Below are 13,582 nucleotides of genomic sequence, written 5' to 3'. Positions count from 1 at the left end.
TCAGACGTTCCATCCCTTCTCGGCCTCGGGCCCGTTGCGCGGGTCCTCGTGGCGGGCGATGTCCTGCTCGTGGGACTGGCGGAACAGCGGGCCCATGTCCTCAGCGACCGCTACCGCGCTCATGACGGCGCCGAAGATGTCGTTGAAGCCGTCCGCGACGTCCTTCTCCAGCGGGAACTCGCTGTCGGCCCGCTCGGCGAGGACCTTCATCACGTTCGCCACGCTTGTGAGCGCGGCCGGGAGTCCCTCGACCATGGCGAGGATTTCCATGGCGTTCTCGGGGTCGTACTGCCCGGCTGCGGATTCCATCTCCGCGGCGTACTCCTCGAACCGGAAACCAGACACGTTCTCTCCCTCACTTGCGATGGTGGTGGGTGCTGCCGGCGTCGGCCCCGACGGGCGTTCCGCCGTGTCGCCGACCTGGTCAGTGCTGTTGTCGGCCGCTTCGGCGTCGGCGGCGGCTTCGTCGTCCTGCGGGGCGGCGCGTATGGCGTCGTCCCGGTCATGGCGCCGTTCCTCGGCGGTGTGGGTCATGCGGGCATACAGGCGACGGCCCGGGTTCTGCAGCCAGGCCCAGCCGAGCTTCCGGCCCAGCGGGGTGGAGAGCATCCCGACCACACCGAGAGCCCCGGCGAGCAGGGCGGAGAGCAGGCGGCGCCCGTGGAACCGGGCCGCGGACCGCCACAGGGCCTTGCGGGCCTTCTTCCTGGCCGGTGCCTTACGGACCGCGTCTCGTTGCGCGTGCACCTTCCCGGCGGCCTGGCGGTCCCGCGCGGACCGGATGCGGTCGATCACCGCGCCCTTGGCCGCACCGACCCGCCCCGCGGCCTTGCTCACGGACCGGCCGAGCGGCCCCTTGCGGGACTGGGACTCCGACCGGGCCGCGTTCTTCGCACCCCGGCGGGCATCGGCCAGGGCCCGGCGTGTCCCTGCTGTGTCGGCCCGGCGGTCGGCCCGCGACGGGGCCGACTTGCGGGCCGACTCCCGCAACGCCCGGACCTGGCCCAGGCGGCCCCGCGACTTGCCCAGGGCCCCCGCAGACGCTTGCTTGACCGGCGTCTTGCGGATGCTGCTCGCGCCGCGGGGGTGCGGACCGCCCGACTTCCCCTTGCCGCGCCCGGCACCCTTACCAGCGCTCGTGTTCCCGTTCCGGGTCTGGCCGGGGATCCGCCCCGCGCCACCGTGGCGCAAGGTGCGGCCGGTGGATCCCGCACCGGCTGCGGAACGCTGCGTGCGGCCGAGGTTCTTGCCGGGCTTCTTCTTGCCGCGGTGCTTACGGGTCGCTGCGGCGGTGCCGAGGACGACCGCGCCGGTGGCGGCGACGGCCAGAGCAGCCGGGCCGCCGACAAGCGCGGCAGTGGCGAGCAGGGACGTGGTGGCGTTGGTGCTGGTCACTGCGAGCGGGACGACCGGCCAGCCGCCCGGGGTGTGGTCGACCTCGGCGGCGGCCGGTGCGGGGTTCTGTTCGGGTGCCGGGGGCGGTGAGGGGTTTGGGGCGGCCTCGGGGGCCGCTACAGGAGTGATGGTGGTGTCGGTCATGCTGAGTGCACTCCTTCGCGGAGTTGGGGGCCCGGCCGGATCTGTGGTGGATAGGGCCGGGCCCTGCGGGCTTCTACGCGGCGCACTGTTCTTCGGGGTAGGCGCAGGCCACACACATGCCGAGCGACCGCGGGATGCAATACCCGCCATCCCGCCCGCAGTTGGGGCAGGTCCGGCGGGCAGCCATGGCCTTGGCGAGCGCTGCCCATTTGGCCGGCGTCATCGGGCGGACCGGCTTGGCCCGGTCGACGAGGTACAGGTGCGCGACCAGCGGGCCCCGGCGGCGACGCGGGCGTTCGAGCTGTGCGGCGACGTCCTGACCGCCGGGCCGCAGCCCGAGGGCGCGGAGCTGGCGGTAGGTGGCGTAGCCGTCCGGTGCGAGGTTCCACCGGTAGACGGGGGTGGTTGCCATCGCCTTCACCCCGCCAGGGCGGGCGGCTCGGGGATGTCCTGCGGGGGGTTGGCGAGGCGGCCGTAGACCTTGTGGACGTAGGAGGTGGACCGGGTGGATTTCAACGCGGCCTCGGCGATCGTGTCGCCGTCGATGTAGCACTGTCGGATGACCTCGGCGGCCTCTTCGGTGTTCAGTCGGGGCCCGGTCTGCTGGTCTTCGTCGTCCGGGGTGGATGCCGGGGGGACGGTCAGTGGATACACCCGCTGTGCACCGCAGATGACCGGCAGCGTTGCTACCGGTTCGAGTGCCGGAGCCGGGCGCGGCGGCTCGGGTGCGGCCGTGGGGGGCGGTGTGGTGGATGCGGGGTGGACGGTCGGGTCTTCCACCCGTTCCACCACGGTGTCCACCTGATCGCGCAGGGCGGCGATTCGATCAAGGATCGCGCGCCGGTAGAAGGTGATCGCCTCGGCGAGAACGATCAGGAGGACAGGGGGGATGGAGTGGAGGACGAGACCGGCCGGGTCGACCTGTCGGGGCACCCCGAAAGCGGCGCCGGCGGGCCAGAGTGAGGCCCAGCAGTTCATCAGCCACGTCCCCAGCCCGGCGAACCAGCGGAGCACCGTGGCCCAGCCGGACGGCTGCACCCCGTGCTCCGACAACCGGCCGTCCACGATCAGGACCGCACCGAGCGCGACCGCGACCATCGGGTCCAGCAGCCACGCGATCCACACGCTGATGTGATGGTCGATCGCGAACAGGGTCACGTTCGTCGCGGTGAACGCCAGCGCGACCACCGCGACCGCGACCAGCACCTTCGTCAGACCGGACTGGAGAGACTGCAGCGCCGCAATCTGCCGGGCGACGGGAGTGGGCCGCCTCATGCCGTACCCCCGGTCGGGAGGACATCGGCCGCCGCCAGCAGCTCGACCCTGTCCATGGGTCCGCTCCGCAGTTCCTGCCACTCCCACTCCGCATCGGTGGCCAGCTTGAAGCCGAGGGCGGCCAGGGCCCGCACCCGCTCGTCCAGCGTGGGCACGGGAACCACGCGGTCGAAGAAGTACTCCGGCCAGTCCGTGGACGGCCCGTCCGTGACGACGTAGAGCTCCCAGGTGCCGTCGAAGGTGTTGCCCAAACGTGCGCTGGCCACCGGCAGGGCGCTCATGCGGCCACCGCCGAACCGGCCGTGCAGTTCTTCACCGGGCGGCGGACCGCACGGCGCGGGCGCCGGCCGTCCGACTGTCGCGCCTTCATGGGCAGGGTCCGCAGCAGCGACTCGGCGTAGGCCGCGGTCTCCGGGTCGCTCTCCCGGAGCTCCGCGAGCACCTCGTGGGCGACGTCCAGCCGCGCCGCCCGCTCCATCGCGGACTCCGTGGCCGAACCGGTGAACAGCTCCAGATCGATACCGAGTGCCAGCTCAGCGAACTCGGTGGCCGTAACAGCCACGTGACCAGCAACGATGGTCTTCATGGGTCGTTTTCTCCTTAGTCGGTGGACGGCCCAAACAGCGGCCCCGGTGGTAGGACACCGGGGCCGCGCGCCGTCTATGGGTGAAGCAGGAATGACGTTCTCCGGCTCCCCTCAGCCCCGCCCGTACGACCAGCGGCCGGACGGGCGGGGGAGGCAACCGGGCAGGACTTCGCTGGGTGGCCGTTACCACGACCGACCAGTCCCGAGCCTGCGAAACGGTGCGTCATCGTCACTGCTCTGACGCCAGCAGGGCGGCGCGTACAGGGTGGCAACCAAGGCGTTGACCTCCAGGAATGAAGGGATGATCACCAGGGCTGTTCTCCAGAGCCAGCACGCGGAAAGGGGCCGCCGACGACATCACCCGGTCGTCCGCGGGGACAGGGACTTCCACCCCGTCGAATCGTTCGCTCTCTGTTCAGTTACCAAAGACCAGACCCTCCCCGACAGGCGCGGTATCCCCTGGTCAAAGGGGTATCTCGCCCTCACGAGACCCGCCGGGCGCTCTGCGGTCGTGCAGTTCGAAGCAGCCCAAAGAAGGGCTACCTCCGCTCGCTGTCCTGGGACTGCGGCGTCTGAGATGACAATGGCGCACAGTCCCAGGACTGTCAACAGTCCTGGGACTGTGTTTGACTGGGCCTATCGAGAGGAGTTGGTGTGGCACCCAAGTGGCGAGAACTGGCAGACAAGCTGGCTGCGCAAATCAAGGGGGGCGAGTACGCCCCTGGTCAGCAGCTGCCGCACATCCGAGACCTGGTCGAGGCTGGTGAAGGTTCAAAGTCCACGGTCCATGCGGCCTACAAGGCCTTGGAAGCCGAAGGCTTGGTGACCTCTTCCCGTGGTCACGGCACTGTCGTGCGGCAGCAAGCCCCGCTCAAGAGGCTCGGCATTGCTCGGTACGACAAAGCCAAGTGGCGTGATGGTGATGAGGTCGCGTTCATCGCTGACCGCGTAGCTTCGGGCCGATCGCATAAACGTGGCGAGCAGACGCAGAACGTCAGTCGTGTGCCGGCCACGCCGCTCGTAGCGGCGGCGCATGGTTTGCCGGATGGCTCCGAGGTGTACGCACGTGCCCGCCTCGTTAAGGAGGGGGACCAGCCGACGCACACCTTGACCAGCTACTACCGTCCGGAGCACGTCGAGGGAACGCGGCTTGTCGACCCGACGCCGGGACCGGCAGGCAAGGGTGGTGGCTATCGCGTGCTCTATGACGCGGGCTACGAGATCGATCACATGCGGGAGGAGCTGTTCGCTCGCCCCGCGACGTCGGAGGAGGCTGCACTACTCCAGCTGACGCCCGGCGAGTGGGTCGTGGAGCTTCACCGCACCACCTGTACAGCTGACGGCACCGTCGTGGAGTTCGCGGTCGGTATTCACGCGGCGAGCCGCTTCGCTTGGGCATATGACTTCAAGGTCCCCGACTCGGCGCAAGGAGTAGCCCAGTGATCTCGGCGCAGGCATGGTCAGATGCCCAACAGCTTTGGGACTTTCAGCAGATGCGCCACGAGCCGCGCCCCTGCTCGGTGGCCATCGGGCTCGGCAGTCATGATCTGGGCGTGGCAGACGTGACGGTCGATCTGTACCGGCGAGGCATGTTCCCGTTGGTGGTCTTCACGGGTGCTACCAGCCGCACAACGCGGGACCGGATGCCCCGCGGGGAAGCCGAGCACTATCGGGAACGGGCGCTGGAGCTGGGCGTTCCCGACTCAGCCATTCTCGTCGAGCCGAACGCGCGGAACACAGGCGAGAACATTAACTTCTCGCGCGCACTGCTCGCAGACCGGGACGTCACCGTTTCGTCCGTGCTGCTCGTCAGCAAGCCGTACGAGGAGCGGAGAGCCTATGCGACTGCGCGCAAGCTGTGGCCGGAGGTTGAGTTCGTGAGCGCGTCAGCGCCGATGCCCCTCACTGAATACGTCGACTCGATCAAAGACCCCCGGTTTGTGCTCGACATGCTCGTTGGAGCTCAGCAGCGCCTGCTTATCTACCCGGAGCAGGGGTTCATGATTCGGCAAGACGTCCCGGACTCTGTCGCCGTGGCCTACGAGCGATTGTGTGCTGCTGGGTTCACAAGTCGCCTCGTCCCGGTTCTGTGAGGGCGCTATGGGCCATGCGTGGGCCAGACGCCTCCGCGAGCAAGCGCATTGAGACCCAGTCGCAGGTCAGGTGGGGTACAGCCGCTGCATGCTGATCGGTCTTGAAAGCCGTCACCGTGCGAGCGCGCTAGAACTTTCCCTACTTCATCAAGGCGGCTCGCTCCCGCTCGCTGTATGCGGCCCCGGCTCCGCCGGCCGCGCGGCTAGAGCAGGCTCTTAAGCACACCCCTTAGGTGTGTGCGCAATTCTGAAGTACCCTGACACGACCGCACTGGTTGGTTTTCTGGATCGACCGAATCAGCAGAGGGCCAAGCTCCTGCCAGAGCAAGGCCCTCCGCCGCAGTTCACGAGCCCGGTCGCGTAAGAGCAGACCGGGCTCGCTGCATGTCGCAGGTGCCGGTCCCGACCGTTCTCATGGGTGGGCGCTCAGCGGTACTGAGCGAACTGCCCCACCAGGGCGATGATCGCCACCAGGATGCTCACCGCAGCCAGCCAGACCTGCGCCCTCTCGGCACTGGTCCACTTTCTGCGAGGCTTCTCCAGATCGGAACTCAACCCCCACCGCCCTTCATCCTCCGAGCCAACACCACGCTGGCGTCGGCACCCGGCACCTACGATGGCGTCGGATCCTGCGAACTCGGCGTCCATGGAATCGAGTTCAGGGGAGAAATCTGCTTGGCACTTCGGAATCATACCGGGGGCGCCGACATGAATGGGGGCTTGCCGTACCTGAGTACGCATGTGCCGCCCTGGATGACTGGCTGACCAGGACAAAAAACGGAAAGTTGCCGGCCCAACGCCATGACGAGTGCTCCGCCATCGTTTCCATGGCGGTTGTGCTCGCGGCCGCCGTCGGGATGTGCTTGACCGTACTGCGGCGCAGAGGCGGCTCGGCTGCGATGGCGCAACGCCAACGCCCGCCATCGCGACGTCCTGGCCGCCGAACGCAAGGAGCGTGCCCGCATCCGCAGCGAGAAGGGCCTCCGCTGGGGCGGCAGACCACTACCGGCCGGGGCCTGACCACCTAACCCGGCGCCGCTAGGAGTTGGCAGCCTCGCCCAGGACGCGGGCGAGTTCGCGGGGGCGGGTGGCCATCGGCCAGTGGCCCGAGTCGAGGTCCACGTACTCAAGGTGAGTAGCGCGGGCGAGCTCAGGAATCTCACCGGCGGCGATCCACTCCTGGGCCTGGGCGGGGGTGAACTCGGGGCAGACCACCACAACGGGGACGTCGAAGCGGCGCTCGTCGGTCAGGCGCACGACTCCCCTGGCGACCGCCTCGGGGACAGGAACGGCGGCGGACGCGAAGCGGTCCCGGGCCTGCTGGTCCAGGTCAGCGGCGTCCGCGCCCTCGAAAGGATCCCACCCCGGGAAGGGCATGGCGCCGCCCTCGATCGCGAAGTGATCGGCGTAGGCCCGCCCATCGGCGGCGGGGAAGCCGCCGATCAAGGCGACCTTGGCCACCTTCTCCGGTCGCGCGTCAACGGCCAGCCAGGCCAGGGTCGATGCTGCGGAGTGCCCTACCACCAGGGGCTTTCCGGGCGCCGCGTCAACTGCGGCAAGCACTGCTGCCAACTGGTCATCAAGCGTCGCGGAGGCGGCGCCGTCACCCTGGCCCGGGAGGGGGAGCGGCACGGGATGGTGGCCGAGCGCGGTGAGTTCGGGCACGACGTCGTCCCATGCGGATCCGTCGAGCCACAAGCCAGCGATGAGCAGGATGTCCACGGTGGTTCTCCCGGAGAGACGTCAGATCTGGTTGCCGACACGCTACCGGGAGGCTCTGACACCGGGCTTCGGTCAGACTGAGATCTTTGAAAACTGCGGCTCAACCCAACCCAACCCGGCGAACCTACGCGGTCACAGCACTAGCGAGAGGCAATCGTGGCCACGCCGACTTCAACGAACGGGGGTCTTGGCGACCCCGTTGCTCGACTGGCTGCTCCGGGTCAGTGAGACGGCCGAAAGCGGTACGATCACGCTCAGAGCCTCATAGCTCCGGCGTTCTTTCGTCGCTGGTGAAGCGGCCGCCCTGCCGGTGCGGCGAGGCATCGAACCACTAGATGTAGTGGTCGAATGAGATTCGGGCCCCACAATTTGTGGTTCCCGGGTCTTCAACCCTCCCTGTATCCCCTAGTCTTGTCTCAGCATCATCGGCATTGCCGGTGATGCCCATGCTGTCGTGCGCCCGCAGGTCCGAGTCGCATGTAGCGCATCCAACGCGCCCCTGGCGGACGGGACTTCGCCAGGGGCACAAGACCAGAGGGGAATTGGCCTCCCATGGTGTGGACCCACCTGAGCGCGCACACCCGCGCGTTCACCCCCGCGCGGCGCCGATGAACGCCCCGCTTACGGCCGCCGAGTTCGGCACTCTCCCCAAGCTGCGCGTCTACGTGGACGAAACCGGCGACCGCGGCGCCCTCGGGTCCCCCTTCTTCGCGATGACTGCGCTCGTGGTCCCCGAGGAGGAGGACTGGAACGTCCGCGTCGTCGCCGCTGGCCTGCGAGCCATGATCCATGTCAGCCGCCCGGAGACGACGACCCCACTCCACTGGGTGGACCACTTCAAGGCCAAGCACCCGGGGCGCCGGGAGCGCGCAGCAAGGACCCTGTCCCTGATGCCGGGCGTCAAGGTCATCCACGTCATCGTCCCCAAGCGGAACGCCGTGCCGACCGGCGGCATGGCCGACGGCACCCGCTTCTACAACTACACGACCCGACTCCTCCTGGAGCGCGTCGCTCACTGCGCGGCAAGTTGGGACGGAGGCCCGCGCCTCGCCATCCCCTACCTCGGCACGGTCAAGGGCGTCGACCACACGGACACGGCCAGCTATCTCACCCGGGTTCGCAATGGCCTCGGCGGAGAGACCTGGGGCGTCCCCTGGCAGTACGTCAAGTGGCCTCCCAAGTGGATCGGCACCGACTGGGACGGTATCCAGCTCGCCGACATCCACGCCGGCATCCTCAACGTCGCGCTTTCGGGCGAGGACGTCGACGAGGACTGCGCGCAGAACCTGCTCCTGTGCAAGCACCAGCTGTACCGCTCGCCTGGCGGCTCCCTGATGGGCTACGGCGTCAAGATCTGGGGGTCGCACACGCTCTTGGTGAACCGCTGCTGGTACCAGAAGTGGGTCATCGCCTGACACGTCGAAGCCCCCTGGAGGGCTCCGGGGGCCACTGCCACCATTCAGGTGGAGGATCCAGTTGCCTGGTTCCGACCTCGTCCCGGCAGCCCGCCAGGGGGCTCCGTACCGCTCTCGCGGCGCAAATAAACAGTACCCCGCCTAAGCGGTGAGTGCGCACTCACGGGCGCCAATTTTGTCGTCTCCTTCTGACCAGCGACGCTATGCGCGGCCTGGCCGACGGCTTTCTCGGTGTGGTCTCGGTTGCGGTCTCAGTCGCTACGCGATCCATCACTGTCCGTCGTTGTCCGCTGGGGTCTGCCCCCTCTGAGCAGGTACGGAGCCTGTTCCGCGGACGCCCATGGATACCGCCGTACCAAGATCGGACAACTTGTAATGCGTAGATCACCAGCAGTCCGTCAGCTCGGCGATCGTCCGATCGGTTCGGCCGAGCTGGTACGCCTGCCACTCGCGGACGATGCGTAGCCGACCAGGCGACTGAGGTTCTCGGACATGTATTCGATTTTGGACTCGGTGAGACGCTGCGTGTACCACTCGCCTTTGGTGCGATCGGTCACCCTCGCCCCCCTGCCGGGGCCGTCTGTGGGCCGTCATAGGGCCGCCGACGTCGACTGACAACGACCAACGTCGACCGGCCGCGGTCGGGCCTGGCCGCGCCTGAGGTGGCGACGACGTCTACTACCACGGCGTGTCTGCGACACTGGACGGACCATGCCTAAGCCCGGAGAACTCACTTTTGTCGCGCCCCGCGGAGCCAAGAAGCCGCCGCGGCATCTCGCCGACCTCACACCCGCCGAGCGCAAGGAAGCCGTTGCCGCGATCGGCGAGAAGCCGTTCCGCGCCCAGCAGCTCTCGCAGCACTACTTCGCGCGGTACGCGCACGACCCGGCGGAGTGGACCAACATCCCGGCCGGTTCGCGGGACAAGCTCGCCGAAGCGATGTTCCCCGACCTGATGTCCGTGGTCCGCCACATCAGCTGTGACGACGACACCACCCGTAAGACGCTGTGGAAGCTGCACGACGGGACGCTCGTCGAGTCCGTCCTGATGCGCTACCCGGAGCGGGTGACGATGTGCATCTCGTCACAGGCGGGATGCGGGATGAACTGCCCGTTCTGCGCCACGGGGCAGGCCGGTCTCGACCGCAATCTGTCGACCGCCGAGATCGTGCACCAGATCGTGGACGGCATGCGTGCGCTGCGCGACGGGGAGGTCCCGGGGGGCCCGGCGCGGCTCTCCAACATCGTCTTCATGGGCATGGGCGAACCGCTCGCCAACTACAAGCGGGTGGTCGGTGCCATCCGCCGGCTGACCGACCCGGAGCCGGACGGGCTGGGGCTCTCACAGCGCGGGATCACCGTCTCCACCGTCGGCCTGGTGCCCGCGATGCTCCGCTTCGCCGACGAGGGCTTCAAGTGCCGTCTCGCCGTCTCGCTGCACGCCCCGGACGACGAGCTGCGCGACACGCTCGTCCCCGTGAACACGCGGTGGAAGGTGCGTGAGGTGCTGGACGCCGCGTGGGAGTACGCGGAGAAGTCCGGCCGCCGCATCTCCATCGAATACGCGCTGATCAGGGACATCAATGACCAGGCCTGGCGCGGCGATCGGCTCGGCCGGCTCCTCAAGGGGAGGCGGGTGCACGTCAACCTGATCCCGCTGAACCCCACGCCAGGGTCCAAGTGGACCGCGTCGCGTCCTGAGGACGAGAAGGCCTTCGTCGAGGCGATCGCGGCACACGGGGTGCCGGTGACCGTGCGGGACACCCGTGGCCAGGAGATCGACGGCGCCTGCGGGCAGTTGGCGGCAGCCGAGCGCTGAGGCCGGAACGACCCGTGTAACCTGGGCCTGAAATCAACTTCATAGAATCAACTTCATATTCCGACAGGGGAGCGCCACAGCGCTGAGAGTGCGGCACCGAGGACAGGTCGGCCGCAGACCCTCTGAACCTCGCCCGGGTCATTCCGGGTAGGAAGTTCGGTCATCAACTCATGCTGTTGCGCCCTGCCCGCCTCCCGTGGGCAGGGCCGCGTCTCTTCCTGGCCAAAACCCAGGAGGAATCCACAATGAGCACCACGCGCAGAACCAAGCAGCTCGCGGCGACGGCCGTTGCCACCGCGCTCGGCGTCACCGCACTTGCCGGATGCGGGAGTTCCGACACGTCGGACTCCGGCTCCGGCTCCACGAAGAGCTCGGGCTCGAAGACCGTGACGCTCGTCAGCCATGACTCCTTCAACGTCTCCAAGGACGTGCTGAAGGAGTTCACCGAGCAGACCGGCTACACCGTCAAGGTACTGAAGAGCGGCGACGCGGGTGTCGCGCTCAACCAGGAGATCCTGACCAAGGGCTCCCCGCGCGGTGATGTGTTCTTCGGCGTCGACAACACCCTGCTCTCCCGCGCCCTCGACAGCGGCCTCTTCACGCCGTACGAGGCGAAGGGCATCGATCAGGTGGCGTCCGATACGCAACTCGACGCCGCCGAGCACCGGGTCACCCCGATCGACACCGGCGACATCTGCGTCAACTACGACAAGAAGTACTTCGCCGACAAGAAGCTCGCGCCGCCGCAGTCCTTCGAGGACCTGACGAAGCCCGCGTACAAGAACCTCCTCGTCACCGAGAACGCCCAGACCTCCTCGCCCGGCCTCGGCTTCCTCCTCGGCACCGTCGCCACCTACGGCGAGAAGGGCTACCAGGACTACTGGAAGAAGCTGAAGAGCAACGGCGTCAAGGTCGTCGACGGCTGGGAGCAGGCGTACAACGAGGAGTTCTCCGGCTCCGCGGGCGGCAAGAAGGCCAAGGCCGACCGGCCGCTCGTCGTCTCGTACGCCTCCAGCCCGCCCGTCGAGGTGCTCTACGCGAAGCCGCAACCCACCACCGCCCCGACCGGGGTCGCCACCGGGACCTGCTTCCGCCAGATCGAGTTCGCGGGGCTGCTGAACGGTGCGAAGAACGAGGCGGGCGGCAAGGCCCTGCTGGACTTCCTGATCAGCAAGAGGTTCCAGGAGGACATGCCGCTCAACATGTTCGTGAACCCGGTCACCAAGGGCGCCAAACTGCCGGAGCTCTTCACGAAGTTCGGCGCGACGGTGGACAGACCGACGACCGTCGCCCCGGACAAGATCTCCAAGAACCGTGAGCAGTGGGTCCAGTCGTGGTCCTCGCTCGTAGTGAAGTAGCGAAGACACCCGTACGCGGAACGGACGCGGGCGGGAAGGGCCCGGGCGGGACGGGTGCGCACCAGGACGGGCCGCGTGGTGAGGAGCCGCGCGGCCGCTCCGGGCACGCGGACGTCGCGCGCGCGACGGCGCGGCGCGGGAGCGCGGTGCGGCTCGGCCTGATGGCCCTGCCCGTCGCGTTCTTCGCCCTGTTCTTCGCCTATCCGGTCACCGCGATCGTCGGCCGCGGCCTGAAGGCGGACGGCATCTGGCAGTTGGGCCGGATCGGCGAGGTGCTGACCCGGCCGGACATCCGCGACGTCCTCTGGTTCACCACCTGGCAGGCGCTCGCCTCGACCGCGCTGACCCTGCTGATCGCGCTGCCCGGCGCCTATGTCTTCGCCCGCTTCGACTTCCCCGGCAAACAACTGCTGCGGGCGGTCGTCACCGTGCCGTTCGTCCTGCCGACCGTCGTCGTCGGGACGGCCTTCCTGGCACTGGTGGGGCGCGGCGGGTTCATGGACGAGCTCTGGGGCGTACGCCTCGACACCACCGTCTGGGCGATTCTGCTCGCCCATGTCTTCTTCAACTACGCGGTGGTCGTACGGACCGTGGGCGGGCTGTGGTCACAGCTCGACCCGCGGCAGGAGGAGGCCGCCCGGGTGCTGGGAGCCGGGCGGTTCGCCGCCTGGCGGCGGGTCACCCTGCCGGCCCTCGCACCCGCCGTGGCCGCCGCCGCGTTGATGGTCTTCCTCTTCACCTTCACCTCCTTCGGCGTCGTGCAGATCCTCGGCGGTCCGGGATACGCCACGCTGGAGGTGGAGATCTACCGTCAGACCGCCCAGCTGCTCGCCCTGCCGACGGCCGCCGTGCTGACGCTGGTGCAGTTCGCCGCGGTCGGCGCGATCCTCGCCGTGCATGCGTGGACCGTACGGCGCAGGGAGACCGCGCTGAGACTGGTCGACCCCGCGCAGACCGCCCGCAGGCCGCGCGGCGCCGGACAGTGGGCGCTGTTCTGTGGGGTGCTGCTCTCCGTGCTGGTGCTGATCCTGTTGCCGCTCGGGGTGCTGGTGGAGCGCTCGCTGGCCACGCCCGGCGGTCACGGCCTCGACTACTACCGCGCCCTGGGGTCGGTGGACGCGGGCGGCGGTACGTTCCTGGTCGCGCCGCTCGAAGCGGTCTGGAACTCAACTCAGTACGCACTGGTCGCGACGGCCATCGCACTGGTCGTCGGCGGGCTCGCCGCGGCCGCGCTGACCCGGCGCACGGGCCGGCTCGTGCGCGGCTTCGACGCCTTGCTGATGCTGCCGCTCGGGGTGTCCGCGGTCACGGTCGGCTTCGGTTTCCTGATCACCTTGGACAAGCCCCCGCTGGATCTGCGGACTTCGTGGATCCTGGTGCCGCTCGCCCAGGCGCTGGTCGGTGTGCCCTTCGTCGTACGGACCATGCTGCCCGTTCTGCGCGCGGTGGACGGTCGGCTGAGGGAGGCGGCCGCGGTGCTCGGCGCGTCACCCCTGCGGGCCTGGCGGGAGGTCGATCTGCCGCTGGTGCGAAGGGCGTTGCTGGTCGCGGCCGGCTTCGCGTTCGCGGTGTCGCTCGGTGAGTTCGGCGCGACGGTGTTCATCGCGCGGCCCGACCGGCCGACGCTGCCGGTCGCCGTGGCCCGGCTGCTGGGACGGGCCGGGGAGCTCAACTACGGCCAGGCGATGGCCCTCAGCACCCTTCTGATGGTGGTCTGCGCGGTATCGCTGCTGCTGCTCGAACGTATTCGCACGGACCGGTCCGGGGAGTTCTAGA

At 68.6% G+C, this 13,582-nt stretch carries 13 protein-coding genes, 1 pseudogene and 1 riboswitch; of the genes and pseudogenes, 7 read left to right on the top strand and 7 right to left on the bottom strand.

What is annotated here, in order from left to right; translation table 11 throughout:
* The 5 genes from ACFU8Q_RS16385 to ACFU8Q_RS16365 all read right to left on the bottom strand — a co-directional run bounded on the left by ACFU8Q_RS16385 (position 1) and on the right by ACFU8Q_RS16365 (position 3,400).
* A complete protein-coding gene (locus tag ACFU8Q_RS16385; protein WP_384453646.1) occupies positions 1 to 1,539 on the bottom strand; it encodes a hypothetical protein in 1,539 nt (512 codons plus the stop codon).
* A gap of 73 nt (positions 1,540 to 1,612) precedes the next feature.
* Positions 1,613 to 1,951, bottom strand: a complete 339-nt coding sequence (locus ACFU8Q_RS16380) for an RRQRL motif-containing zinc-binding protein (RefSeq protein ID WP_384453644.1) — start codon at positions 1,949 to 1,951, stop codon at positions 1,613 to 1,615.
* Between the two features lie 5 nt (positions 1,952 to 1,956).
* Entirely contained in the window at positions 1,957 to 2,814 is an 858-nt protein-coding gene (locus ACFU8Q_RS16375; RefSeq protein ID WP_384453642.1) for a hypothetical protein, read from the bottom strand.
* Positions 2,811 to 3,095, bottom strand: a complete 285-nt coding sequence (locus ACFU8Q_RS16370; protein ID WP_384453639.1) for a DUF6303 family protein — start codon at positions 3,093 to 3,095, stop codon at positions 2,811 to 2,813. The genes ACFU8Q_RS16375 and ACFU8Q_RS16370 overlap by 4 nt, the downstream gene beginning before the upstream one ends.
* Positions 3,092 to 3,400: a hypothetical protein gene (locus tag ACFU8Q_RS16365; protein ID WP_384453636.1), complete on the bottom strand. Its 309-nt coding sequence runs from the start codon at positions 3,398 to 3,400 to the stop codon at positions 3,092 to 3,094. Before ACFU8Q_RS16365 ends, ACFU8Q_RS16370 begins: the two co-directional genes overlap by 4 nt.
* A gap of 654 nt (positions 3,401 to 4,054) precedes the next feature.
* On the opposite strand from ACFU8Q_RS16365, the gene ACFU8Q_RS16360 reads away from it, so the two are divergent.
* Positions 4,055 to 4,843, top strand: coding sequence for a GntR family transcriptional regulator (locus ACFU8Q_RS16360; protein ID WP_384453633.1), 789 nt, complete (start codon positions 4,055 to 4,057; stop codon positions 4,841 to 4,843).
* Positions 4,840 to 5,493, top strand: a complete 654-nt coding sequence (locus ACFU8Q_RS16355; RefSeq protein WP_384453630.1) for a YdcF family protein — start codon at positions 4,840 to 4,842, stop codon at positions 5,491 to 5,493. Before ACFU8Q_RS16360 ends, ACFU8Q_RS16355 begins: the two co-directional genes overlap by 4 nt.
* 426 nt (positions 5,494 to 5,919) lie before the next feature.
* Here the strand turns inward: ACFU8Q_RS16355 and ACFU8Q_RS16350 are convergent, their stop codons facing one another.
* Positions 5,920 to 6,048, bottom strand: coding sequence for a hypothetical protein (locus ACFU8Q_RS16350; protein WP_384453629.1), 129 nt, complete (start codon positions 6,046 to 6,048; stop codon positions 5,920 to 5,922).
* 333 nt (positions 6,049 to 6,381) lie between these two features.
* Here ACFU8Q_RS16350 and ACFU8Q_RS16345 point away from each other — a divergent pair.
* Positions 6,382 to 6,513: pseudogene (locus ACFU8Q_RS16345) on the top strand (IS630 family transposase); the annotation flags it as partial.
* Positions 6,514 to 6,531: 18 nt separating this feature from the next.
* On the opposite strand, the gene ACFU8Q_RS16340 reads toward ACFU8Q_RS16345, so the two are convergent.
* Positions 6,532 to 7,215, bottom strand: a complete 684-nt coding sequence (locus ACFU8Q_RS16340) for an alpha/beta fold hydrolase (protein WP_384453626.1) — start codon at positions 7,213 to 7,215, stop codon at positions 6,532 to 6,534.
* Positions 7,216 to 7,823: 608 nt separating this feature from the next.
* Here ACFU8Q_RS16340 and ACFU8Q_RS16335 point away from each other — a divergent pair.
* The 4 genes from ACFU8Q_RS16335 to ACFU8Q_RS16320 all read left to right on the top strand — a co-directional run bounded on the left by ACFU8Q_RS16335 (position 7,824) and on the right by ACFU8Q_RS16320 (position 13,581).
* On the top strand, positions 7,824 to 8,630 hold the full coding sequence (locus ACFU8Q_RS16335) for a DUF3800 domain-containing protein (protein WP_384453624.1): 807 nt from the start codon (positions 7,824 to 7,826) through the stop codon (positions 8,628 to 8,630).
* 711 nt (positions 8,631 to 9,341) lie between these two features.
* A complete protein-coding gene (gene rlmN / locus ACFU8Q_RS16330) occupies positions 9,342 to 10,448 on the top strand; it encodes a 23S rRNA (adenine(2503)-C(2))-methyltransferase RlmN (protein ID WP_384453621.1) in 1,107 nt (368 codons plus the stop codon).
* A 55-nt stretch (positions 10,449 to 10,503) separates the two neighbouring features.
* Positions 10,504 to 10,620, top strand: a riboswitch (TPP riboswitch).
* Between the two features lie 73 nt (positions 10,621 to 10,693).
* Positions 10,694 to 11,806 (top strand): thiamine ABC transporter substrate binding subunit, encoded by a 1,113-nt coding sequence (locus ACFU8Q_RS16325; RefSeq protein WP_384453619.1) that lies wholly within the window; start codon positions 10,694 to 10,696, stop codon positions 11,804 to 11,806.
* A gap of 161 nt (positions 11,807 to 11,967) precedes the next feature.
* Positions 11,968 to 13,581, top strand: coding sequence for an ABC transporter permease (locus ACFU8Q_RS16320; RefSeq protein ID WP_384453653.1), 1,614 nt, complete (start codon positions 11,968 to 11,970; stop codon positions 13,579 to 13,581).
* The last annotated feature ends 1 nt before the right edge of the window (position 13,582 follow it).

It is taken from the genome of Streptomyces sp. NPDC057543, assembly GCF_042801895.1.
Lineage (GTDB): Bacteria > Actinomycetota > Actinomycetes > Streptomycetales > Streptomycetaceae > Streptomyces.
The sequence above is the reverse complement of the archived record's forward strand: the minus strand, read 5'-3'. Positions and strand labels throughout refer to the sequence as shown.

What these genes read in the sequence shown, in the direction of transcription:
- ACFU8Q_RS16325 (WP_384453619.1), top strand. Translation starts at nt 10,694, where the DNA reads ATGAGCACCACGCGCAGAACCAAGCAGCTCGCGGCGACGGCCGTTGCC.
- ACFU8Q_RS16370 (WP_384453639.1), bottom strand. Translation starts at nt 3,095, where the DNA reads ATGAGCGCCCTGCCGGTGGCCAGCGCACGTTTGGGCAACACCTTCGAC.
- ACFU8Q_RS16335 (WP_384453624.1), top strand. Translation starts at nt 7,824, where the DNA reads ATGAACGCCCCGCTTACGGCCGCCGAGTTCGGCACTCTCCCCAAGCTG.
- ACFU8Q_RS16385 (WP_384453646.1), bottom strand. Translation starts at nt 1,539, where the DNA reads ATGACCGACACCACCATCACTCCTGTAGCGGCCCCCGAGGCCGCCCCA.
- ACFU8Q_RS16380 (WP_384453644.1), bottom strand. Translation starts at nt 1,951, where the DNA reads ATGGCAACCACCCCCGTCTACCGGTGGAACCTCGCACCGGACGGCTAC.
- ACFU8Q_RS16375 (WP_384453642.1), bottom strand. Translation starts at nt 2,814, where the DNA reads ATGAGGCGGCCCACTCCCGTCGCCCGGCAGATTGCGGCGCTGCAGTCT.
- rlmN (WP_384453621.1), top strand. Translation starts at nt 9,342, where the DNA reads ATGCCTAAGCCCGGAGAACTCACTTTTGTCGCGCCCCGCGGAGCCAAG.
- ACFU8Q_RS16365 (WP_384453636.1), bottom strand. Translation starts at nt 3,400, where the DNA reads ATGAAGACCATCGTTGCTGGTCACGTGGCTGTTACGGCCACCGAGTTC.
- ACFU8Q_RS16320 (WP_384453653.1), top strand. Translation starts at nt 11,968, where the DNA reads ATGGCCCTGCCCGTCGCGTTCTTCGCCCTGTTCTTCGCCTATCCGGTC.